This is a genomic window from Pseudomonas sp. B20(2017), from assembly GCF_002113125.1.
Taxonomy (GTDB): Bacteria; Pseudomonadota; Gammaproteobacteria; order Pseudomonadales; family Pseudomonadaceae; genus Aquipseudomonas.
Genome location: NZ_NEJP01000006.1, coordinates 225,971 through 246,676, shown reverse-complemented (window position 1 = coordinate 246,676; position 20,706 = coordinate 225,971). Strand labels below are relative to the sequence as shown.

The 20,706-nt window shown below is 60.8% G+C and carries 18 protein-coding genes; 8 read left to right on the top strand and 10 right to left on the bottom strand.

Annotation, left to right across the window (positions count from 1 at the left end):
* Positions 1-124 precede the first annotated feature (124 nt).
* Both CAF63_RS11385 and CAF63_RS11380 read right to left on the bottom strand, forming a co-directional pair.
* Entirely contained in the window at positions 125-1,420 is a 1,296-nt protein-coding gene (locus CAF63_RS11385; RefSeq protein WP_085687565.1) for an OprD family porin, read from the bottom strand.
* Positions 1,421-1,592: 172 nt separating this feature from the next.
* On the bottom strand, positions 1,593-2,543 hold the full coding sequence (locus CAF63_RS11380) for a polysaccharide deacetylase family protein (RefSeq protein ID WP_085687567.1): 951 nt from the start codon (positions 2,541-2,543) through the stop codon (positions 1,593-1,595).
* A 200-nt stretch (positions 2,544-2,743) separates the two neighbouring features.
* Between CAF63_RS11380 and CAF63_RS11375 the strand changes: the two genes are divergently transcribed.
* Together CAF63_RS11375 and CAF63_RS11370 are read left to right on the top strand one after the other, a co-directional pair.
* Positions 2,744-4,399: an MFS transporter gene (locus CAF63_RS11375; protein ID WP_085687569.1), complete on the top strand. Its 1,656-nt coding sequence runs from the start codon at positions 2,744-2,746 to the stop codon at positions 4,397-4,399.
* On the top strand, positions 4,396-5,538 hold the full coding sequence (locus CAF63_RS11370) for an HlyD family secretion protein (RefSeq protein WP_085687571.1): 1,143 nt from the start codon (positions 4,396-4,398) through the stop codon (positions 5,536-5,538). The genes CAF63_RS11375 and CAF63_RS11370 overlap by 4 nt, the downstream gene beginning before the upstream one ends.
* A gap of 2 nt (positions 5,539-5,540) precedes the next feature.
* Here CAF63_RS11370 and copD read toward each other — a convergent pair whose 3' ends face one another.
* Genes copD through CAF63_RS11355 form a run of 3 tightly spaced genes read right to left on the bottom strand, consistent with a single transcriptional unit; the run spans position 5,541 to position 7,246 of the window.
* Positions 5,541-6,398: a copper homeostasis membrane protein CopD gene (copD, locus tag CAF63_RS11365; protein ID WP_085687573.1), complete on the bottom strand. Its 858-nt coding sequence runs from the start codon at positions 6,396-6,398 to the stop codon at positions 5,541-5,543.
* A gap of 3 nt (positions 6,399-6,401) precedes the next feature.
* The gene (gene copC, locus CAF63_RS11360; protein WP_085687575.1) at positions 6,402-6,764 is read right to left on the bottom strand and encodes a copper homeostasis periplasmic binding protein CopC; all 363 of its coding nucleotides are present in this window, start codon (positions 6,762-6,764) and stop codon (positions 6,402-6,404) included.
* Positions 6,765-6,811: 47 nt separating this feature from the next.
* On the bottom strand, positions 6,812-7,246 hold the full coding sequence (locus CAF63_RS11355) for a GNAT family N-acetyltransferase (protein ID WP_085687577.1): 435 nt from the start codon (positions 7,244-7,246) through the stop codon (positions 6,812-6,814).
* Positions 7,247-7,393: 147 nt separating this feature from the next.
* Between CAF63_RS11355 and CAF63_RS11350 the strand changes: the two genes are divergently transcribed.
* Positions 7,394-8,014: a TetR/AcrR family transcriptional regulator gene (locus CAF63_RS11350; RefSeq protein WP_007952885.1), complete on the top strand. Its 621-nt coding sequence runs from the start codon at positions 7,394-7,396 to the stop codon at positions 8,012-8,014.
* Between the two features lie 141 nt (positions 8,015-8,155).
* Here the strand turns inward: CAF63_RS11350 and preA are convergent, their stop codons facing one another.
* The 3 genes from preA to hydA form a co-directional block, all read right to left on the bottom strand.
* Positions 8,156-9,430 (bottom strand): NAD-dependent dihydropyrimidine dehydrogenase subunit PreA, encoded by a 1,275-nt coding sequence (preA, locus tag CAF63_RS11345; protein ID WP_085687579.1) that lies wholly within the window; start codon positions 9,428-9,430, stop codon positions 8,156-8,158.
* A complete protein-coding gene (locus CAF63_RS11340) occupies positions 9,431-10,798 on the bottom strand; it encodes an NAD(P)-dependent oxidoreductase (protein WP_085687582.1) in 1,368 nt (455 codons plus the stop codon).
* A gap of 155 nt (positions 10,799-10,953) precedes the next feature.
* Positions 10,954-12,393: a dihydropyrimidinase gene (gene hydA, locus CAF63_RS11335; RefSeq protein WP_085687586.1), complete on the bottom strand. Its 1,440-nt coding sequence runs from the start codon at positions 12,391-12,393 to the stop codon at positions 10,954-10,956.
* Positions 12,394-13,014: 621 nt separating this feature from the next.
* Between hydA and CAF63_RS11330 the strand changes: the two genes are divergently transcribed.
* The gene (locus CAF63_RS11330) at positions 13,015-14,499 is read left to right on the top strand and encodes an NCS1 family nucleobase:cation symporter-1 (protein WP_085687588.1); all 1,485 of its coding nucleotides are present in this window, start codon (positions 13,015-13,017) and stop codon (positions 14,497-14,499) included.
* Positions 14,500-14,623: 124 nt separating this feature from the next.
* Entirely contained in the window at positions 14,624-15,907 is a 1,284-nt protein-coding gene (locus CAF63_RS11325; protein ID WP_085687589.1) for a Zn-dependent hydrolase, read from the top strand.
* 60 nt (positions 15,908-15,967) lie between these two features.
* On the opposite strand, the gene CAF63_RS11320 is transcribed toward CAF63_RS11325, so the two are convergent.
* Positions 15,968-16,174 (bottom strand): hypothetical protein, encoded by a 207-nt coding sequence (locus CAF63_RS11320; protein WP_085687591.1) that lies wholly within the window; start codon positions 16,172-16,174, stop codon positions 15,968-15,970.
* 172 nt (positions 16,175-16,346) lie between these two features.
* Here CAF63_RS11320 and CAF63_RS11315 point away from each other — a divergent pair, with 172 nt between their 5' ends.
* The 3 genes from CAF63_RS11315 (at position 16,347) to CAF63_RS11305 (ending at position 19,810) form a co-directional block, all read left to right on the top strand.
* A complete protein-coding gene (locus tag CAF63_RS11315) occupies positions 16,347-17,837 on the top strand; it encodes a helix-turn-helix transcriptional regulator (RefSeq protein ID WP_085687593.1) in 1,491 nt (496 codons plus the stop codon).
* A 184-nt stretch (positions 17,838-18,021) separates the two neighbouring features.
* Positions 18,022-18,264 carry a DUF1652 domain-containing protein gene (locus tag CAF63_RS11310; RefSeq protein ID WP_085687595.1) on the top strand — a complete coding sequence of 81 codons (243 nt, stop codon included), beginning with the start codon at positions 18,022-18,024 and terminating at the stop codon, positions 18,262-18,264.
* Between the two features lie 892 nt (positions 18,265-19,156).
* Positions 19,157-19,810, top strand: a complete 654-nt coding sequence (locus tag CAF63_RS11305) for a trimeric intracellular cation channel family protein (protein WP_256574504.1) — start codon at positions 19,157-19,159, stop codon at positions 19,808-19,810.
* Positions 19,811-19,923: 113 nt separating this feature from the next.
* On the opposite strand, the gene CAF63_RS11300 is transcribed toward CAF63_RS11305, so the two are convergent.
* The gene (locus CAF63_RS11300; RefSeq protein ID WP_085687598.1) at positions 19,924-20,691 is read right to left on the bottom strand and encodes an SDR family oxidoreductase; all 768 of its coding nucleotides are present in this window, start codon (positions 20,689-20,691) and stop codon (positions 19,924-19,926) included.
* Positions 20,692-20,706 lie beyond the last annotated feature (15 nt).

The window sequence follows — 20,706 nt, the reverse complement described above, 5'->3', positions numbered from 1 at the left end:
GGGTTGTTGTAGGTTGTCGTATGACTGCGCTGAAGTATCGGTAGGGTTTCCGGAACTTGTCAACGCGACTTTTGGTGTAAGTGACAGAAGGCGGATGCACCTTCCGTTCACGCCATGCCGCTGTTTACAACAACGAAATCGGGTAACTGATGAAGATCCGGTTCTCATCGAATTCATTGGTGCTGAAGTCCCGGCGAATCGTTGCGTTGCGCCATTTGACGTTGAGATTCTTCAGCGGACCGCTCTGAACGGTGTAGGCCAGTTCCGACTCGCGACCCCATTCCTTGCCATCGGTGATGGTGCCGGTGTGCACGTTGTCACCGCTGATGTAGCGGTTCATCAACGTCAGCCCGGGGACGCCGAGAACAACGAAGTTGTAGTCGTGGCGAATCTGCCAGGAGCGCTCCTTCGCGTTGTCGTAACTGGCGTTGTAGCTGTCGTTGGCCAGAGTGCCGCCACTGGTGCCGTTGACGCGCATCCAGGCATCGTCACCACTGAGCTTTTGCAGGCCTATGTAGAACGTGTTGCCGCCGTACCTGGCCGAAAGCAGGGCGAACGCGGTTTTGTTGTCGAGGTCGCCGGCCTGAGTGCTGCCGTCTTCCTTGCCGGTGAAGAAACCGAGGTTGGCGCCCAGTGTCCAGTCGCCCAGGGGCTGGCTGTGGCTGAGGTTGAAATACTGCTGCTGGTAGATGTCGCTGAGTTCGGCATACCACGCACCGACAAGCGTGCGTTTGTCGTTGAAGGTGTATTCGCCGCCGCCGAAGTTGAAGCGGTCGGAGGTAAATGCGCCTCGGCCGTTCATCGACATGTCTTCCATGCTTGCATCGTTGCGCGGGCTGTTGCCGCGGAACTGGCCGCCGTAAAGGGTCAAGCCATTGATTTCAGTAGACGTGACCTGGCCACCGCGAAAGGTCTGCGGCAGGGAGCGGCCATCGTCCGAGCGCAAGATGGGCAGTACCGGCATCCATTCACCGACCTTCAATTCGGTCTTCGACACTTTGGCCTTGAGCGCCACGCCCAGGCGCCCGAAATTGTCCGCCGGGCGGCCATCATCGTGGATCGGCAATAACTGCGTACCGCCGGTACCTTTGCCGCCATCGAGTTTCTGCGAGTACAGCCCCAGTACATCCAGGCCAAAGCCGACAGTGCCCTGCGTGAAGCCGGATTTGGCGTCGAGAATGAAGTTCTGCGTCCACTCTTCAGCCTTGCCTTGCGGATAGTTCGGGTTGACGAAATTGCGGTTGAAGTAGGCGTTACGCAGGTTCAGCGTGGCTTTGCTGTCTTCGATGAAGCCCTCGGCATCGGCGCTCATCGGCAAGATGAGGGCCAGACTGCTGCAGCCGATCAAACTCAGGGTGGAACGCGGGCGGGGGACAGAAAAACGGGACGTGCGGACGGAATTGCGGACGAGTGTGCTCACTGTGACGCTCCCTGTTTCGTTTGTTGTTTTTATTATTTGTTATACGTCGTCGTACAACATGGTTGCGGATGTTTGCGAGGTTTTCCGGAAATGTCAACAGGGCGTTGTACGATGACTTTGCGTGAGCGGGCAGCCCTCCAAACGCTGTGAAGAGGGCTGCTTTCGACCGTTTTTACTGGTTGTAGAGCGCTTCAGTGTTATCGATCAGTGGGTTTTTTTCGGTCAGCACGATTTGCGCGATCTGATCCTTGCGCATGAAACTCACCTTCGGATGCGATTGGGCGTACCGGATAAAACGCTCCATGGCCTCAACCATCGCCGGCGTGCCGCCAATCCGGTCGTGCAGACTCACCGACATCATCCGCCGCTTGCTCGCGCCTTCGGCGTAGAGGCGATCGAATTCCAGCACCAGTTGCTGGTAGAACTGCTCGGCTGAGAAGTGCCGACCTTCGACCAGCACGATGTCGTTGTTGCGCAGGGTGTACGGCACTACGGCGAATTTGCGCCCGCGAACCATCGTCACGAACGGCTCGTCACGGCTGACATCGTCGATGTGATAGGTGAAGTTCAGGTCCTGCAATACCTTCAGCGTATTGGGGCTGCGCCGTAGCCAGTTGGCGTTGTAGCCGACCGAGCGCTGGCCGGTGATTTTTTCCACCGCTGCGACACCATCGCCGATGAACTGTTTTTCCTGGGCGTAATTCATGTTGTACGAATCGGCCCAGCGCATTCCGTGGGCCGCCAGCTCATGACCGCGCTCGGCGATCGCCTTGGCCAGTTCCGGGTGCTTGAGCGCCGCTTCGCCGACCACGTGGGAAGTGACTTTGATACCGGTGCGATCCCACAGATCGAGCATGCGCCACAGACCTTCCTTGTAGCCGTAATCGAACCAGGTCTGGGCCGGCAGATCCGGGTAGCCTTTTGGCAGCGGTGTGCCGGAGAACGGACTTTCAGCGCCTTCGGGCTGGCCGCCGGTTTCGAATTGCATCGACACCGAAATCACCAGTTGCGAGCCATTCGGCCACGGGCGTTCCTGAGCGAAGGCGAGGGCGGGCAGTAACAGCGCGGCGGCCAGCAGGTTTTTCAACAGACGGGGGGAGCGTTGCGAGTGGGGAGTGGTCATATCGGGCACCTTGCAGGTTGAGAAGTGCTGCAAGGTTGGCATCCGCTACGCTTGGGAAAAATCGGCTGCGGGCGAGATGTCTTTTAAACAGAATTTACGAATCCTCCCAAAATCCCTTTGTGGCAGCGAGCTCCCACAGTGGATAGGTGTTTGGCCAGGATTTGCGGCACACTTAAGCGACTACCAGACAAGGCCTTTCAATGGATCAATACGCCCCGCGCAACTGGCAGCCGCACGAGAAGCCCAGTCTGCCCGGTTCCCCTTCGACGCCGCTGCACTCCAACCCCAAGCGCCTGGCCTATGCGCTGGTCGGGTTGCTGGTGGCATTGACCGGCGGGTTGGGCAATTCGCTGGTGGTCGCCAACCTGCCTTATCTGCAAGGCGCGCTCGGGGCGACCACGGCGGAGATGGCCTGGCTGCCGGCGGCGTATGTGATGACCAACGTATCGATGAACCTGCTGCTGGTGAAGTTTCGCCAGCAGTTCGGTTTGCGGGCGTTCACCGAGGTGTTTCTGGTGCTGTACGCGCTGGTTACCTTCGGCCATCTGTTCGTCAATGACCTGAATTCGGCGGTGGCCGTGCGTGCGGCCCACGGCATGGTGGGCGCGGCGTTGAGTTCGCTGGGCCTGTATTACATGGTGCAGGCGTTCCCGGCCAAGTGGCGGATGAAGGCGCTGGTGCTGGGGCTTGGCACTTCGCAACTGGCTTTGCCGCTGGCACGACTGTTTTCCGAGGATCTGTTGCAGATCGCCGAATGGCGTGGTCTGTACCTGTTCGAATTGGGCATGGCGCTGCTGTCGCTGGGTTGCGTGTTGATGCTCAAGCTGCCGCCGGGTGACCGGTTCAAGACCTTCGAGCCTCTCGATTTCCTCACCTTCGCGATCCTTGCCAGTGGCGTGGCGCTGCTGTGTGCCGTGTTGTCCCTGGGCAGGATCGACTGGTGGCTGGAAGCCGACTGGATCGGCATCGCCCTGGCCGCTTCAATTGTCCTGATTCTCGCGGGGCTGGCGATCGAACATAACCGCAGCAACCCGATGTTGATGACCCGCTGGCTCGGCAGTGGGGTGATGATCCGCCTGGCGCTGGCGGTGATCCTGATTCGCATGGTTATCTCGGAGCAGTCCACCGGCGCCGTGGGCTTCATGCAAAACCTGAACATGAGCAGCCAGCAGCTTCATAGCCTGTACGTGGTGATGCTGATCGGCAGCGTCGCCGGGCTGCTGACCAGCGCGCTGACCATCGACCCGAAACACCTGCTGATGCCGCTGATCGTCTCGCTGGCGTTGATGGCCACCGGCTCGATCATGGACAGCTCATCGAACAACCTGACCCGCCCCGGCAACCTGTATTTCAGCCAGTTCCTGCTGGCGTTCGGCAGTACGTTCTTCCTCGGCCCGACCATGGTGCTGGGTACGCGCAACGTGCTGACCAATCCGCGCAACCTTGTGAGTTTTTCGGTGTTGTTCGGGATCTGCAACAACCTCGGTGGCCTGATCGGCGCAGCGTTGCTGGGGACGTTCCAGATCGTGCGCGAGAAATTTCATTCCAGCCACATCGTCGAGCAACTGGTGATGTCCGACCCGCGCGTCGCCGCCCGGGTTCAGAGCGGCGGTTCGGCGGTCGGCTCCGTGATTGCCGACCCAAGCCTGCGCAACCTGCAAGGCATTCGCAGCCTGGCCAACGCGGCCACCCGCGAAGCCAACGTGCTGGCCTATAACGATGTGTTCATGCTGATCGCGGTGATCGCGATCCTGACCATGATCTGGATTTCCATCCGTGCGCTGTGGCTGATCAGCACCACCAGAACCGTCGCCCCGACACCTTCCGTACCTTCCAGCGGTGCCACTTCTTCATGACCGAACCGACTACCACGACCACCAATGCCATCGCCGCCACCCCTGAAGGTATGGCGCCACCGTCATCACCGAACACCGAGCCGCGCTCGTTGCGGGTGCGGATCATCTCGTCGCTGGGCTTTGCCGCGATTGCCATCGTCGGTGTGCTGATCGTGCTGTATGCCTGGCAGTTGCCGCCGTTCAGCAGCGCGGTCGAGACTACCGAAAACGCCCTGGTGCGCGGGCAGGTGACGATCATCGGGCCGCAGCTCAGTGGTTACGTGTTCGAGGTGCCAGTGCAGGACTTTCAGTTTGTGAAGGCGGGCGATTTGCTGGTGCGCCTCGATGACCGGATCTATCAGCAGCGTCTCGATCAGTCGCTGGCGCAGCTGGCGGTGCAAAAGGCCTCGCTGGCCAACGTGGTGCAGCAGCGCAACAGCGCCGAAGCCACGATCAAACTGCGGCAGGCGGTGGTGGCCGACAGCGAGGCGCAGTTACGCAAGAGCGAGGCAGACCTGCGGCGCAACAAGGCGTTGGTCAATGACGGCTCCGTGTCCAGGCGCGAGATGGACGTGGCGCTGGCCGCCAACGCGCAGAGCATTGCGGCGCTGGCGCAGGCCAAGGCCAATCTGGAAATCGCCCGGCAGGATCTGCAAACGGTGATCGTCAATCGCGGCTCTCTGGAAGCGGCGGTGGCCAGCGCCGAAGCGGCGGTGCAACTGGCGCGGATCGACTTGTCCAACACGCGGATCATCGCTCCGCGTGACGGTCAGCTCGGGCAGATTGGCGTGCGTCTGGGCGCTTACGTCAACTCAGGGGCGCAGTTGATGGCGCTGGTGCCGGATCAAAAATGGGTGATCGCCAACATGAAGGAAACCCAGATGGATAACGTGCGGGTCGGGCAACCGGTGAGCTTCACCGTCGATGCGCTGAACCACCGCAAATTCACCGGCCACGTTCAGCACATCTCGCCCGGCACCGGTTCGGAGTTTGCGTTATTGCAGGCCGACAACGCCACCGGCAACTTCGTGAAAATCGCCCAGCGGGTACCGGTGCGAGTGACCATCGATCCGGACCAACAGGAAATCGAGCGTTTGCGGCCGGGAATGTCGGTGGTGGTCAGCATCGATACGGCGAAGGGTGATACTCAGAAACACTGACGTCAGGCAGCGATCATCGGGGGCAGGGTGCCGAGCACGGAAACCGCAGCCACGGCGCCGATCCCCAGCAGCCACTCGAGCATGACGCTGCGCTTGAGGGTATCGACGCGCTGTTCGCAATCACGGATGCGCAAGCGATTGAACAGCGCCAGCCCAAGCATTCCGAGCACCAGCAAGGCCTTGATCAGCAGGATCAGGGCGAATCCCGAGAACAACGGCGTCGGCCACCACTGACCGGTGAGGACGCGCACGTTGATCAATCCGGTGATCAGCAGACCGGCAACCAACCCGTAGCCGACCCCGCTGAAGCGCTGCAAGACGTAGCGCACCGTTTTGCCGGACTGGCGCAGGATCATCACCAGCATCAACAGCCCGCCGAGCCAGGCACCGACACAGGTCAGATGAATCACTTGATTGAGGATCAACATCTGGCCGCTGAAACCGTCGAGCATCGCCCCGTGTCCGACCGGTGCCAGCGTCATCAACAGCAACGCACTCAGGCCCAGCCGCAATGGTTGGTTCGAACGCCACGGGGTAAACAGCAACGCCAGCAACAATGCATTGATCAGCAGATGCCAGCGCCACACCTGACCGAAAAACGTATGGCCCAGCACCAGCTCGATGGTGGCCGGATCGAATGCCGCAGCAGCCGAACCGGCCATGCTCGCGGTGATCAGCAACGCCCAGGCGACGCCGCTGACCAGCGCGACCGCCGCCAACCAGCGAGCCAGTCGCGCCAAGTGCAGATCCAGCGTCGGCGCTTCACCCTTGAGCAGCAGCGGCCGGAACAGCCAGGCCCCGAACAGCATCAACACCACGATGAAGTGCAGGAACCGGCACAGCACCAGCGCTTCGCTCATGAATTACTGGCCAACCTTGAACTGATAGGCGCCTTCGCTCTTGTGCGTGTCGACCGACACCGCGTGCCATTCGACCTTGTATTCGCCCGCGGTCAGCGGTGCTTCGGGGGTGACGATCAGGGTTTTCTTGTCGCCTTCGGTGGTCAGCGGTTTGACCGCCACCGGCTTGCCGTCGTGGGTCACGGTGACTTTGGTGAAACTGGCCTCGACGCCTTCGGAAAACACCATGCGCAGATCTGCCGGCGCGGTGACGGTGCTGTCGGCGGCCGGGGTCTGACTTTTCAGATGGGCGTGGGCGAAGGCCTGAGAAGTGACAATCAGCGAAGCCAGCAGCGCGCCAGCGGTGAACAGGTTTTTCATCGACATGGAAAGATTCCCTTCAGTGAAATGGCGGGCAGAGTATAGAACCTGGATCACAAGGCTTTCAGGCGCATGTGAATGACCGGAAACGGCCGGCCTTCGCCGTCGAGTGCCGAGCGGCCGATGTCTTCGAATCCGTAGTGCCGGTAGAAGCCGTGGGCCTGCGGGTTCTGTTCGTTGACGTCGACCTTCAGCAGCGGGCGGCGGACGTGGTCGAGCAAGCGCCGGCCGATCCCCTGGCCACGCTGAGCCGGGTCGATGAACAGCATCTGCACGGTGTCGTCGTCGGTGGCGATGAAGCCTGCCGGGGAGTGGTCGGGGTTCTCGAAAACCTGCACGTCCAGGGCGGGCAGGTAGGTGTCACGCACCAGCGGGAACAGCCGGTGGATGTCTTCTTCCGGGAGAAAATCATGGGTGGCGCGGACCGAGCGCTCCCACAGCGCGGCGAGTTGCGGATCATCCGCAGCGATGCGCTTTCGAATGGTCATGGGCAGGATCCTTCAGTGTCTGACGGGGAGAAGGAGGGCGATCCTAAACCAGAAAAAAGCCCAAGTGTGTGAAGAATCGTTCTCGGCTGTCGCCCCTTGCCCAGAGCGGATGCTAGTCTTCAACAACGTTGTCTTCAGGGAGCCCTCATGGGCAATCACAAGATCGAAATCCGCCGCACCAACGTCGACAAGATCCTGCTTGCAGCGGAAAAAGTCTTCGCTGAAAAAGGTTTCGGCGGCACCGCCATGGCCGACATCGCTGCGGAAGTGCAGCTGCCGCGATCCAACCTTCATTACTACTTCAGCACCAAGAGCGAGCTGTACAGCGCCGTGCTGTTCGACCTGCTGGAAGTGTGGAAGCAGGACGCGCTGTGTTTCGAGATGTTCGACGATCCGCGCGTGGTGCTCAGCAGCTACATCCGCGCCAAGATGAACCACTCGCGCAGCCGGCCGTATGGCTCAAAAGTCTGGGCCAACGAAATCATTCACGGTGCGCCGACCCTGGGCGAGGCGCTGGATGTCAGCTTGTACGACTGGGCGAAGATGAAAGAAGCGAAGATCCGGCAGTGGGTGGAGGACAAGCGGATTCTGCCGGTGGAACCGTCGAGTTTGTTGTACATGATCTGGGCGTCGACGCAGCACTATGCGGACTTCGATCATCAGGTGAATATTCTGAATGAGCATCAGCCGTTGTCGGACATGCAGTTCGAGCGGGCGGTGCAGACGGTGACCAGCGTGATTTTGCGGGGGATCGGGTTGGAGCCTTGAGCCATGTGTTGTGACTGACTGCCCCTTCGCGGGCAAGCCCGCTCCCACAGAGTTTTCTGGTGTACATGACACTTGAAAACAACTCGAAAACCTGTGGGAGCGGGCTTGCCCGCGAAGGCGTCAGCTCAGACGCCGTATGCCTCAAGGTGAGACATGGTAGGGATTCCTCGGATCATGATTCCAGTCCAGAAACGGCTTGCCCGTTTCCATCGGCACCATCTCGATACAGTCCGCCACCGGGCAGGTGATCTGGCACAGATTGCACCCCACACACTCATCATCGATCACTTCATATTTGTGCGTGCCATCGGCCTGTTTCAGGCTGCTGATCGCCTGGTGTGAAGTGTCCTCGCAGGCAATGTGGCACCGCCCGCAACCGATGCACGCCTCCTGGTCGATCTTCGCGATGACCTGATAGTTGATGTCCAGGTACTTCCAATCAGTCGTGTTGCCCACCGCGCGCCCGGAAAACTCGGCGATGCTGGCGTAACCCTGACTGTCCATCCATCGCGACAAGCCATCCTTCATCTCATCGACAATCCGGAACCCGTGCAGCATCGCCGCCGTGCACACCTGCACCGCGCCGCTACCCAATGCGATGAACTCCGCTGCATCGCGCCAGCTGCCGATGCCACCGATGCCGCAGATCGGCAGGCCTTGAGTCTGCGGGTCGCGGGCGATTTCCGCGACCATGTTCAGCGCGATCGGCTTGACTGCCGAGCCGCAATACCCGCCATGGGTGCTTTTGCTGCCGACGGTGGGCAGGGCGACCATGTGTTCGAGGTCGACGCTGGTGATCGAGTTGATGGTGTTGATCAGCGACACCGCATCGGCGCCGCCCCGGTGCGCGGCGCGGGCGGCGACGCGGATGTCGGTGATGTTCGGTGTGAGTTTGACGATCACCGGCAGCGAGCAATAGGTCTTGCACCAGCGCGTGACTTGCTCGACGTACTCCGGCACCTGACCGACCGCCGCGCCCATGCCGCGTTCGGGCATGCCGTGGGGGCAGCCGAAGTTCAGCTCGATGCCGTCGGCGCCGGTGGCCTCCACCAGCGGCAGGATGTGTTTCCACGACTCTTCAACGCAGGGCACCATCAGCGAAACGATCAGCGCGCGGTCCGGCCAGTCCTTTTTCACCTGGGTGATTTCCCGCAGGTTGATTTCCAGCGAGCGGTCGGTGATCAGTTCGATGTTGTTGATGCCCAGCACTTCGCGGTTGTTGCCGTAATGCGCCGAGTAGCGCGAGGACACGTTGACCGCCGCCGGGTCTTCACCCAGGGTTTTCCAGACCACGCCGCCCCAGCCCGCCTCGAAGGCGCGCACCACGTTGTAGGCCTTGTCGGTCGGCGGCGCGGAGGCCAGCCAGAACGGATTGGGGGCTGTGATTCCGGCGAAGACAATCGAGAGATCGGCCATTTACGCAGCCTCCACGTTGAGCATCAGTTCAGCATTGATCGCCTCGGCGGCGCGCTTGCCGTGTTGTACCGCCTGCACGGTCAGATCCTGATCGAGGCTGGTGCAGTCGCCGCCGGCGTACACACCTGGAATGCTGGTGCGCAGGTTTTCATCGACCTGAATCCGTTCTCCCTGACGTTTCAGCTCACGGGCCAGTGGGTCGGTGAGGGCGCTGCCGTCGAAGGCTTGGCCGATGGCTTTGAAGATCGCATCGGCGGCCAACTCGAACGTCTCGCCGGTGGTTTGCAGGCGACCGTCCACCAGATGGGTACGAGCGAAGCGCATGCCGCGCACTTTGCCCTGAGTGTCGAGCAGCACTTCGTCCGGTTGTGCCCAGGTCAGCAGCCGCACCTGATTGGCCTTGGCGATGTCCTGTTCATGGCCGGTGGCGCCCATGTCCGCCGCGCCACGGCGATAGACCAGATTGACGTCGCGGGCACCGAGGCGGGCCATTTGCACGGCCATGTCGATGGCGGTATTGCCGGCGCCGAGGACGATGCAATGTTCGGCCAGCGGCAGTTGCGACAGGTCATCGGCCTGGCGCAGCTCGCGGATGTAGTCGGTGGCGGCGAGCAGGCCGGGGGCGTCTTCGTGGGCCAGGCCGAGTTTTTTGCTGGCGTTGAGGCCAAGGCCGAGGAACACCGCGTCGAACTGTTGGTGCAGTTCGCTCAAGGTCAGGTTTTCACCGAGTTTCTGGCCATGGCGGATTTCGATGCCGCCGATTTGCAGGAGGAAATCCAGCTCCTTCTGCGCGTAGTCGTCGACCAGTTTGTATTTGGCGATTCCGTATTCGTTGAGCCCTCCAGCCTTCTCCCGTGCTTCGAAAATCACCACGTCATGCCCGTGCATGGCGCTGCGGTGTGCACAGGACAGGCCGGCCGGGCCGGCACCGACCACCGCAATGCGTTTACCAGTGGCGGCGGCGCGCTGGAATGGGTGCTCGCTGAAGTTTGCGTTGTCCACGGCGTAGCGTTGCAGCAAGCCAATCAGCACTGGCGCGCATTCATGAGCGTTGTTGCGCACGCACGCTTGCTGGCAGAGGATTTCGGTCGGACAGACCCGGGCGCAACTGCCGCCGAGGATGTTCGCCGAGAGGATTTTCTGCGCCGCACCGGGCACGTTGTCTTGGTGGATATTGCGGATGAACGACGGAATGTCGATCTCGCTCGGGCACGCATTCACGCAAGGCGCGTCGTAGCAATACAGGCAGCGCGAGGCTTCCAGATGCGCCTGACGGTCGTTGAGCGGCGGCGCCAGATCGGTGAAATGGCCGGCGAGGGCGGCCGCACTCTCGTGCGGGTGCGGGAGATGGTTCAGGGTCTCGATCACGGTTTTTTGCCTCACGGTTAATTGAGGTGCTGCCTCTGATGGGCATGTTTTTTGTGTTGCCTGGACTGGCCTCTTCGCGAGCAAGCCCGCTCCCACAGGGGTACGCATTTCAAATGTGGGAGCGGGCTTGCTCGCGAAGGCCGAAGGCCTGGGTTTCAGCGTTTAACCGCAACCGGCCTGTGCAACTCAGCCCGCTTGCTCAGCAAATCAAACACCGCCGGATACGCCGGCCGTTCGACATACCGGCCCGCCCCACGCTCGGCGCGCAGGTCGCCATCGGCCCAGACCACCCGGCCCTGGCTGACGGTATGGCTCGGCACACCGGTCACGGTCTTGCCTTCGAAAATGTTGAAGTCCACCTGCTGATGGTGGGTCTTGGCGGAGATGGTGCGGGTGCCTCGCGGATCCCACAGCACCAGGTCGGCATCGGCGCCGACGCGGATCGCGCCCTTGCGCGGGTAGAGGTTGAAAATTTTCGCTGTGTGGGTGGAGGTGAGGGCGACGAAGTCCTGCATCGACAACCGCCCCGAATTCACCCCTTCATCCCACAACACCGCCATGCGGTCTTCGATGCCGGCGGTGCCGTTGGGGATCTTGCTGAAGTCGTCACGGCCGGCGGCTTTTTGCTCGGCGCAGAAACAGCAATGGTCGGTGGCGGTGGTGTGCAGATTGCCGCTCTGCAGACCATGCCACAGTGCCTCTTGATGCCCGCGCGGACGGAACGGCGGGCTCATTACGTAACCGGCGGCGGTCTGCCAGTCCGGGTGCTGGTAGACGCTGTCGTCCAGCAGCAGATGCCCGGCCAGCACCTCACCGTAGACCGGTTGGCCCTTGCTGCGGGCATAGGTGATTTCGTCGAGGGCTTCCTTGGTCGAAACGTGCACCAGGTACAGCGGCGTGCCGATGGTTTCAGCGATACGGATTGCCCGGCTCGCGGCTTCACCTTCGACTTGTGAGGGCCGCGACAGCGGATGCGCTTCCGGCCCGGTGATGCCCTGGGCCATCAACTTGCGTTGCAGGTGATAGACCAGCTCGCCGTTTTCCGCGTGCACAGTCGGCACCGCGCCGAGTTCCAGGCAGCGCTCGAAGCTCGCCACCAGCGTGTCGTCGGCGGCCATGATCGCGTTCTTGTAGGCCATGAAATGCTTGAAGCTGTTGATCCCGTGATGGCTGACCAGCTCGGCCATTTCTTCACGCACCTGCTCGCTCCACCAGGTGATCGCGACGTGAAAGCCATAATCGGACGCCGATTTCTCCGCCCAGCCACGCCACTGATGAAACGCTTCGAGCAGCGATTGCTGCGGATTGGGAATCACGAAATCGATGATCGAGGTGGTGCCGCCGGCCAGGCCTGCGGCGGTGCCGCTGTAGAAGTCTTCGCTGGCCACGGTGCCCATGAACGGGAGTTGCATGTGGGTGTGCGGATCGATGCCGCCGGGCATCAGGTACTGGCCGCTGCCATCGAGCACTTCGGCGCCGGCGGGAACATCCAGGTTTTCACCAATGGCTTTGATCACGCCGTCAGCGCAATAGACATCGGCGCGGTAACTTTCATCATGGGTAACAACGGTGGCGCCACGGATCAACAGAGACATTCCGAGTTCCTCGCAGGCATGACCGACTTGTGCCGGTTCTAGTGTTTTATTGTTTGCAGCGCCAAATACGTAATCTTGTCAGCGCTGTCAGGAATAGACGCTAGTCGCAGTTCTGCAATTGATCAAGATTATTTTTTATAAGCTTATGACTGTTTTAAGTTGATGATAAATAACGATAAAAATAGAAAATCACCAAAATGGTGAGGCGCTTCACCATTTTGACGCACTTGACAGGTTGGAAATATGAGCAAAATTTCCTATGTGAAATCAGCCGCTTGAAGTTGAGCTGCGGCTGAGTGCCCACGATGAAAAAAAGTGCAGTGCACCAGATTGAGCCCTGACAGTTCGGACAACTTGCCTGGCATTTAGCCTGAGTGTTCAGTCAAGTTTTCGCGGCCTCACAAGGTGAATAATTAAAACTGATAAACATCAGTTGGTTACAAGAAATGAAAAGCACGGCCCGATGCGCAAGCGGGGCACCCGGCACGTTTATTGATGCCGCCGCTGACACCATGGCCGGTGCATGAAAGTTGTCAGTTCCTCCGGCCATCGTCCGGCTCGCACCTGCGTGTGCAGCCACCTGATGAGCAAAAAAATAATCAGAAGAACAGTGGAGCGGCCATGCAACAGAACAGATCGCAAGTGACCGAGCGCGACGGCTTGTTCGAACTCGAAGCCGGCAGCGACGTCCTCGACAGTCCCCGTTACAACCACGACATGGCACCGACCAAGGTGCGCGAACGAACCTGGAACAAATGGCACATCACCGCGCTGTGGGTCGGCATGTCGATCTGCGTGCCGACCTACACCCTCGGCGGCGTGCTCACCGCGTATTTCGGCCTGAGCGTCGGCGAAGCCTTGCTGGCGATTCTGTTCGCCAACATCATCGTCCTCATCCCGCTGACGCTGAATGCGTTTCCCGGCACCAAATACGGCATTCCGTTTCCGGTGCTGCTGCGCTCGTCGTTCGGGATTCTCGGCTCCAACGTGCCGTGCCTGATCCGCGCGCTCGTGGCGTGCGGCTGGTTCGGCATCCAGACCATGTTCGGCGGGCTGGCGATTCACCTGTTTCTCGGCTCGGTGTTCGAGGGCTGGAAATCCCTCGGTGGCACGGGGGAGGTGATCGGTTTCATGGTCTTCTGGGCGCTCAACCTGTGGGTGGTGATCCGTGGCGCCGAGTCGATCAAATGGCTGGAAACCCTGTCGGCACCGCTGCTGGTGGCGGTCGGCATCGGGTTGCTGGTGTGGGCGATGCCCAATGTGTCGATGACTGAATTGCTGGCGATTCCACCGAAGCGTCCCGAGGGCGCGAGTGTGGTCAGCTACTTCGCTGCCGGGCTGACCGCGATGGTCGGTTTCTGGGCCACATTGTCGTTGAACATTCCTGATTTCAGCCGTTATGCCCGTAGCCAGAAGGATCAGATTCTCGGGCAGATTTTCGGCCTGCCGCTGACCATGTTCCTGTTCGCTGCGCTGGGCGTGGTGATGACTGCGGCATCGGTGAAACTGGTGGGCGTCAGCGTTTCCGATCCGGTGACCCTGATCGGCCATATCCAGAGCCCGGTGTGGGTCGCGGTGGCCATGGCGCTGATCATCATCGCCACGCTATCGACCAACACCGCCGCCAACATCGTCTCGCCGACCAACGATTTCCAGAACATCGCCCCGAAGGTGATCAAACGTACCAAAGCGGTGATCCTCACCGGATTTGTCGGGCTGGCGCTGATGGCCCATGAGCTGCTGAAAAAGCTTGGGTTGATCGTCTCCGATGTCAGCCTGGAAACCGTATATTCGAACTGGCTGCTGGGCTATTCCAGCCTGCTCGGGCCGATTGCCGGGATCATGGTGGTGGACTATTTCCTGATCAAGAAGCAGCAACTGGACCTGGCCGGCCTGTACCGCGACGACGTGTACCCGGCGTGGAACTGGGCCGGGTTCATCGCGTTCGGCGTGCCGGTGGTGCTGACTCTGCTGTCGTTGGGCAGCAGCGCATTCAGCTGGTTCTACAGCTACGGCTGGTTCACCGGCTCGGCGCTGGGCGGCTTGATCTATTACGGGTTGTGCGCGATGCGCGGTAACCCGGCCATGGCAAAAGTACCCTCGTAATGATCGTTCCCACGCTCCGCGTGGGAATGCAGCCGGGACGCTCCGCGTCCCCACAGCGGACGCAGAGCGTCCATGGATGAATTCCCGCGCAGAGCGTGGGAACTAACTGCCTGAGGAGATCCCCATGAACGCAGCCGTAGACGTTCTGCAATCGACCCATCAGCACATCAACCGCGACCGCTTGTGGGCGTCGCTCATGGAACTCGCCAAGCTCGGCGCCACGGTCAAGGGCGGGGTCTGTCGCCTGGCCCTGACCGACCTCGACCGCCAGGCTCGCGACCTGTTTGTGCAGTGGTGCAAGGACGCCGGTTGCAGCGTCACGGTCGATGAAGTCGGCAACATCTTCGCCCGTCGCCCCGGGCGCAACCCGAACCTGCCGCCAGTGATGACCGGCAGCCACATCGACACCCAGCCCACCGGCGGCAAGTTCGACGGCTGCTTCGGCGTGCTGGCCGGGGTCGAAGTGCTGCGCACCCTCAACGACCTCGGCGTGGAAACTGAGGCGCCGCTGGAAGTGGTGGTCTGGACCAACGAAGAAGGCTCGCGTTTCGCCCCGTGCATGATGGGCTCCGGCGTGTTCGCCGAAAAATTCACCCTCGAAGAAACCTTGGCCAAGGTCGATGCCGACGGCATTACGGTAGGCGAAGCACTGAACGCCATCGGCTACGCCGGGCAGCGCAAGGTCAGCGGGCACAAGGTCGGCGCCTATTTCGAGGCGCACATCGAGCAAGGTCCGATCCTTGAGGATGAACAGAAAACCATCGGCGTAGTGCTCGGCGCACTCGGGCAGAAGTGGTTCGACCTGAAACTGCGCGGCGTCGAAGCCCACGCCGGCCCGACTCCGATGCACCTGCGCAAGGATGCCCTGGTCGGCGCTTCGGTGATCGTCGGTGCAGTCAATCGTGCAGCGCTCGGTCATCAACCCCACGCCTGCGGCACGGTCGGTTGCCTGCAAGCCTATCCGGGGTCGCGCAACGTCATCCCCGGCGAAGTACGCATGACCCTAGACTTCCGGCACCTGGAACCTGCACGCCTCGACTCGATGATCGCCGAGGTCAAGCAAGTCATCGAAACCACCTGCGAAGAACACGGCCTGACCTATGAACTGACCCCGACCGCCGACTTCCCGCCGCTGTACTTCGAAAAAGGCTGTGTCGAAGCCGTGCGCGGCGCCGCCAAAGGTCTGGGCCTGTCGCACATGGACATCGTCAGCGGTGCCGGCCACGACGCGATTTTCCTCGCCGAACTGGGCCCGGCCGGCATGATCTTCGTGCCGTGCGAAGGCGGCATCAGCCACAACGAAATCGAAAACGCCGCACCGGACGATCTGGCGGCGGGTTGTGCGGTGTTGTTGCGGGCGATGCTGGCGGCTTCGGCGGCGGTGGCGGGCAAGCAACGCGCGGCGTAAAGCCAGGGTTGTGTAGTCAAGAGACTGTGGCGATCTGGCAGATCGCCACAGACACCCGGCTCAAGTTGTTCTTTTATGGCTCAGCTCTGCCTTGCGCCGTTCCTTGCCATCCGGGCTGCCGATGTTCAACAGCCTTCTTTCGATCATCACGTTTTCCAGTGCCTGCCGCTCTGCCGGGTTCATCTGGTGTTCGCGCTTTTTCAGCTCCAACAGAATGGGTGTGGACCACGTGCGATAGGTCCGTTCGGTAATACGGTCGCTCGTCATTTTTGTCTCTCCTTGATCAGATGCCCGGCCGCAGGCGCGGGCACAATCCGTCGAGGTACTAACGTTAGACGAGAAAGCCGTGAGGCGCGAATAGTCAACGCTCAATCGTGGTTGGCACGATCACAACCGTCCGCGGTCGTAAATTTCACATGCGCGAACTTGTGGAGAACCAATGAGCCGGGACGTCCTGACCACTGAAACCAATCGCCGTCAGTTGCAGCAGATCATTGCCGGCCTGTCCGACGGGGTGATTCTGCTGGAACTCGACCAGACGATTCTCTGGGCCAACGAAGCGGCGCTGGCGATGCATGGCGTCAGCCGGATCGGCGAGCTGGGCAACAACGCCGGGGAATATGCCGAGCGCTTCAACCTGCGGTATCGCAACAACCACACGCTGACGCCCGATCAGTATCCGATCAGCCGAGTGGCCGCCGGCGAAACCTTCAGCGACGTGCTGGTCGAAGTCACCCCGAACAGTGACGAGGAACGCACCTGGGTGCACAGCGTGCGCAGCATGGTGTTGACCGATCGCGACGGCGACACCGAATCGCTGGTGCTGATCATGAGCGACGTCACCGACTGGGCCAACGCCGAACAGCGCTTCGAAAAAACCTTCAATGCCAACCCGGCGCCGGCGGTGATCTGCCGCCTCAGCGATCTGCGTTACATCAAGGTCAATCCGGGGTTTCTGGAAATGACCGGCTACACCCGCGATCAGGTGATCGGCGCCTCGACCTATGAGCTGGACATTCTCGAGCAGGCCGAGCGCAAGGATCTGGCGATCCAGCGCCTGCGCGATGTCGCGACGATTCCGCAGATGCAGGCTGAATTGCGTCTGCCGGACGGTGGCAGCAAACAGGTGATCGTCGCGGGGCAGCCGCTGGTGCTCAACAACGAAGATTGCATGTTGTTTTCCTTCGTCGACATGGAGCTGCGGCACAAGGCCGAAGTTGCCCTGCGCCAGAGTGAAGAACGGTTTGCCAAGGCCTTTCGCCTGACCCCGGTGCCGATCCTGATTTGCAGCGCCGACGAGCAGCGGCTGATCGATGTCAATCAGGCCTTCCTCGATATCCTGGCGTACGAGAGCGACGACGTGCTCGGCAAGACCGTTGCGCAACTGGACTTCATCGATGAACCGGCGGAACGCGCTCGCTTGCTGGCGGCGCTGGAGAAGACCGGCCGGGTTGATCGCGTCGATATGCGGATCCGCAGGAAAGACGCCGAGCTGCTGGAGTGCGCGGTGTCCGCCGATACCGTCAACATCCAGGACACGGTGTGTTATCTGCTGGTGCTGATGGACATCACCGAGCGCAAGCGCACCGAGCTTGAGCTGGTGGCGGCGATTGAGGAGGTGATGAAGGATGCTTCGTGGTTCAGCCGCACGTTGATCGAAAAGCTGGCCAATGTGAAGAAGGTCAATTCGCCGCAGCTGCCCAGTGTTTCGTTCACCGATCTGACGGCTCGCGAACGTGATGTGCTGGGGTTGATCTGTGAGGGGCTGGCGGACAAGGAGATTGCTGCGCGGTTGAAGCTGGCGCCGAATACGGTGCGCAATCATGTGGCGACGGTGTATTCGAAGCTGGATGTGCACAGTCGCAGTGAGGCGATTGTCTGGGCGCGGGAGCGTGGGTTGTTTTCGGGGGGCGGTCGGGGGCAGCGGTAAGGTGCAAATGCACTAGTTCATGGGGTGCAAATTCGGGTGTTTGATCGGGCGGGGTGTTCTTAGTCTGGTGAGGTGCGGTGCGGTTTTTTTTCCGTGATCGCGTGCCCTTTTGAACCTGCTAATGGATAAGCCCCCTTATGAATGAATTGTTTGTCGTTGAGTCTCGTTGTGCGGAGCTGGCGCGATGATTTATCTGGCGCAGTTGCGGGCTCGGCTTGAGCGTAGTTTTTCGCCGTTGGCTTGTGAGTGTGTGGTGGATGGGGATCATTCGCTTACGGTGAAGTTGTATCACCCGGCTTCCGGGCAGGTTGATCTGGTGATCAGTGGGTTGAGTCTGGATGCCTTGCGCACGCCGGAAGCGGTGGATGCCTTGATTGATGAATTGCGGTATGAGCTTGAGAGTAATTCTTTGCGCTCGTCCGGGTGAACTTGGCGGCCTTTGGGCCGACTAGGTTCTTGTTCGGTTTGGGTCAATATCCGGTTCTTGGGTGCAGCCGCTGGCGGTTTCGCCCTTACGGCGAGTCACCTTTTCCAAACGCCGAAAAGGTAACCCAAAAGGCTTTACCCTGACGTACGGCCCTCGCTGTGGCTCGGGTCCCTTCGCTCCGGGATTGATCCGGGGGCATCGCCTACGGTTTGCTTCGCTGCACCTCCTCTCGATGTGTTTGGCTTCGCCAAACGGTCGCTGCGCTCCCACCCCCGGATCAATCCCTCCACTCAGCCTGCCGACGGGCCCTGCGATCAAAAGCGGTGCTCGAGCTAACGCTCATCGTGGTGAGTGGGGCGGCTCCGCCGCTTGCTCTTCTGTGGGAGCGAGCCTGCTCGCGATTTGATCGTTCCCACGCTCCGCGTGGGAATGCAGCCCGGGACGCTCTGCGTCCCATCCGACGTTCACCCGCAGGCACTGGCTTGCCAGCGATGTCAGCGCATCAGTCGACTCGTTCAGTTGATATCGACTCATCCCAAAAATCGACAGCCAATTTCTCCCAATCCCACCATTTCACTGGCACTCACCCCCCACTGGTCTATAAGGAATGAGTGGTTCGGTTTCCATAACCGGGCGTTGTCCTGCTCGGCGACGGGAGTTTTCTTCCATTCATCGCGGGTCATCCTATGAACAATCCTGGGAAACGCGTGTGCTCTTCGTTGTTGTCGGCTTTTGCTCTGGTGCTGCTCAGTGGCTGTGCCAGTCCTCCACCCCCTCCGCCAGCAGTACCGCCTCCACCACCTGAGCGGACTTGTCAGGTCATGGAAAACACCGAGGTCGCCGGTGATGCCTATGCCGACGGGCAAGTGACTCGCCACATCACCAAGACTCGTTGCGTCACTCAATAACGCACGCGCCGTTGAAGGCGCGGGTCGAGTGGATTGTGCTGGTGGCCGATCTGGTCGGCACGGCGGTGTTTGCGGTTGAAGGCGCGATTGCGGCGATGCGCAGTCACCTTGATCTGCTCGGGGTGATGGTGATTGCGTTCATCGTTGCGCTCGGTGGCGGGGTGACGCGTGATCTGTTGATCGGTGCGACGCCGCCCAAGGCTGTGGCTGACTGGCGTTATCCGGCGCTGGCGTTTGCCATGGGCGGGGTGGCGTTTGTTTTTCATGAGCGGGTGCTGGGCTGGTCCGGTTCGACGCTGATCGTGCTGGATGCGGCGGGGTTGGCGCTGTTTGCCGTGGCCGGGGCGCAGAAGGCGTTGAATTTCGGGATCTCGCCGTTTGTGGCCATGCTGATGGGCACGATTACCGGGGTCGGTGGCGGGGTGCTGCGTGACATTGTGCTGGCGCGGGTGCCGGTGGTGTTGCAGGCGGATTTGTATGCCAGTTCGGCGTTTGCCGGGGCAGCGGTGTTGATTGTCGGGCGCAGGCTGGGTGTGCCGCCGGTGGCGGCTGCGTTGCTGGCGGGGGCGGCGTGTTTGTTGTTGCGGTTGTTGTCGGTGCATTTCGGCTGGCAGTTGCCGAAAGTCCTCGATGCCTGATTGAAACACTGACCCTGTGGGAGCGAGCTTGCTCGCGATAGCGGTGGTTCAGCCCATGCAGATCTTGACTGTACCGACGCAATCGCGGGCAGGCTCGCTCCTACAGGTTTGAGTCAGGACAGGAAACCACCGTCCACATTCAGCGAAACCCCGGTGGTGTAGCTCGAAGCATCGCTCGCCAGGTACAGCACCGCACCGGCCATTTCGCTCGGGTCGGCTACTCGCTTGAGCGGGATCTGGGTCAGGGCCTGTTTCAGGATCGCGTCGTTCTTCACCAGCGCCGAAGCGAATTTGGTGTCGGTCAGGCCTGGCAGCAGGGCGTTGCAGCGGATGCCGAACTGCGCGCATTCCTTGGCGAAGACTTTGGTCATGTTGATCACGGCGGCTTTGGTCACCGAGTAGATGCCCTGGAAGATCCCCGGCGAGATGCCGTTGATCGACGCCACGTTGATGATGCTGCCTCCGCCGTTTTCGCGCATCAGCTTGCCGGCTTCCACCGACATGAAGAAATAGCCGCGGATGTTCACGTCGACGGTTTTCTGGAAGGCGCCGAGGTCGGTGTCCAGCACGTTGCAGAACTGCGGGTTGGTCGCGGCGTTGTTGACCAGGATGTCCAGGCGCCCGAACTGTTCCTTGATCCCGGCGAAGACCTGACTTATCTGTTCCATTTCACCGATGTGGCAGGCGACTGCTGTGGCCTTGCCGCCGGCGGCGATGATGGCGTCGGCCACGTGCTGGCAGCCTTCGAGTTTGCGGCTCGAAACGATGACGTGGGCACCTTGCTGGGCCAGCAGTTTGGCGATGGCTTCACCGATGCCGCGGCTGGCGCCGGAGACGAAAGCGATCTTGCCGTCGAGGTCGAACAACTGAGTCTTGGACATGGGATTCCCTTGTAG

What these genes read in the sequence shown, in the direction of transcription:
- CAF63_RS11380 (WP_085687567.1), bottom strand. Translation starts at nt 2,543, where the DNA reads ATGACCACTCCCCACTCGCAACGCTCCCCCCGTCTGTTGAAAAACCTG.
- CAF63_RS11375 (WP_085687569.1), top strand. Translation starts at nt 2,744, where the DNA reads ATGGATCAATACGCCCCGCGCAACTGGCAGCCGCACGAGAAGCCCAGT.
- CAF63_RS11370 (WP_085687571.1), top strand. Translation starts at nt 4,396, where the DNA reads ATGACCGAACCGACTACCACGACCACCAATGCCATCGCCGCCACCCCT.
- copD (WP_085687573.1), bottom strand. Translation starts at nt 6,398, where the DNA reads ATGAGCGAAGCGCTGGTGCTGTGCCGGTTCCTGCACTTCATCGTGGTG.
- copC (WP_085687575.1), bottom strand. Translation starts at nt 6,764, where the DNA reads ATGTCGATGAAAAACCTGTTCACCGCTGGCGCGCTGCTGGCTTCGCTG.
- CAF63_RS11355 (WP_085687577.1), bottom strand. Translation starts at nt 7,246, where the DNA reads ATGACCATTCGAAAGCGCATCGCTGCGGATGATCCGCAACTCGCCGCG.
- CAF63_RS11350 (WP_007952885.1), top strand. Translation starts at nt 7,394, where the DNA reads ATGGGCAATCACAAGATCGAAATCCGCCGCACCAACGTCGACAAGATC.
- preA (WP_085687579.1), bottom strand. Translation starts at nt 9,430, where the DNA reads ATGGCCGATCTCTCGATTGTCTTCGCCGGAATCACAGCCCCCAATCCG.
- hydA (WP_085687586.1), bottom strand. Translation starts at nt 12,393, where the DNA reads ATGTCTCTGTTGATCCGTGGCGCCACCGTTGTTACCCATGATGAAAGT.
- CAF63_RS11330 (WP_085687588.1), top strand. Translation starts at nt 13,015, where the DNA reads ATGCAACAGAACAGATCGCAAGTGACCGAGCGCGACGGCTTGTTCGAA.
- CAF63_RS11325 (WP_085687589.1), top strand. Translation starts at nt 14,624, where the DNA reads ATGAACGCAGCCGTAGACGTTCTGCAATCGACCCATCAGCACATCAAC.
- CAF63_RS11320 (WP_085687591.1), bottom strand. Translation starts at nt 16,174, where the DNA reads ATGACGAGCGACCGTATTACCGAACGGACCTATCGCACGTGGTCCACA.
- CAF63_RS11315 (WP_085687593.1), top strand. Translation starts at nt 16,347, where the DNA reads ATGAGCCGGGACGTCCTGACCACTGAAACCAATCGCCGTCAGTTGCAG.
- CAF63_RS11310 (WP_085687595.1), top strand. Translation starts at nt 18,022, where the DNA reads ATGATTTATCTGGCGCAGTTGCGGGCTCGGCTTGAGCGTAGTTTTTCG.
- CAF63_RS11300 (WP_085687598.1), bottom strand. Translation starts at nt 20,691, where the DNA reads ATGTCCAAGACTCAGTTGTTCGACCTCGACGGCAAGATCGCTTTCGTC.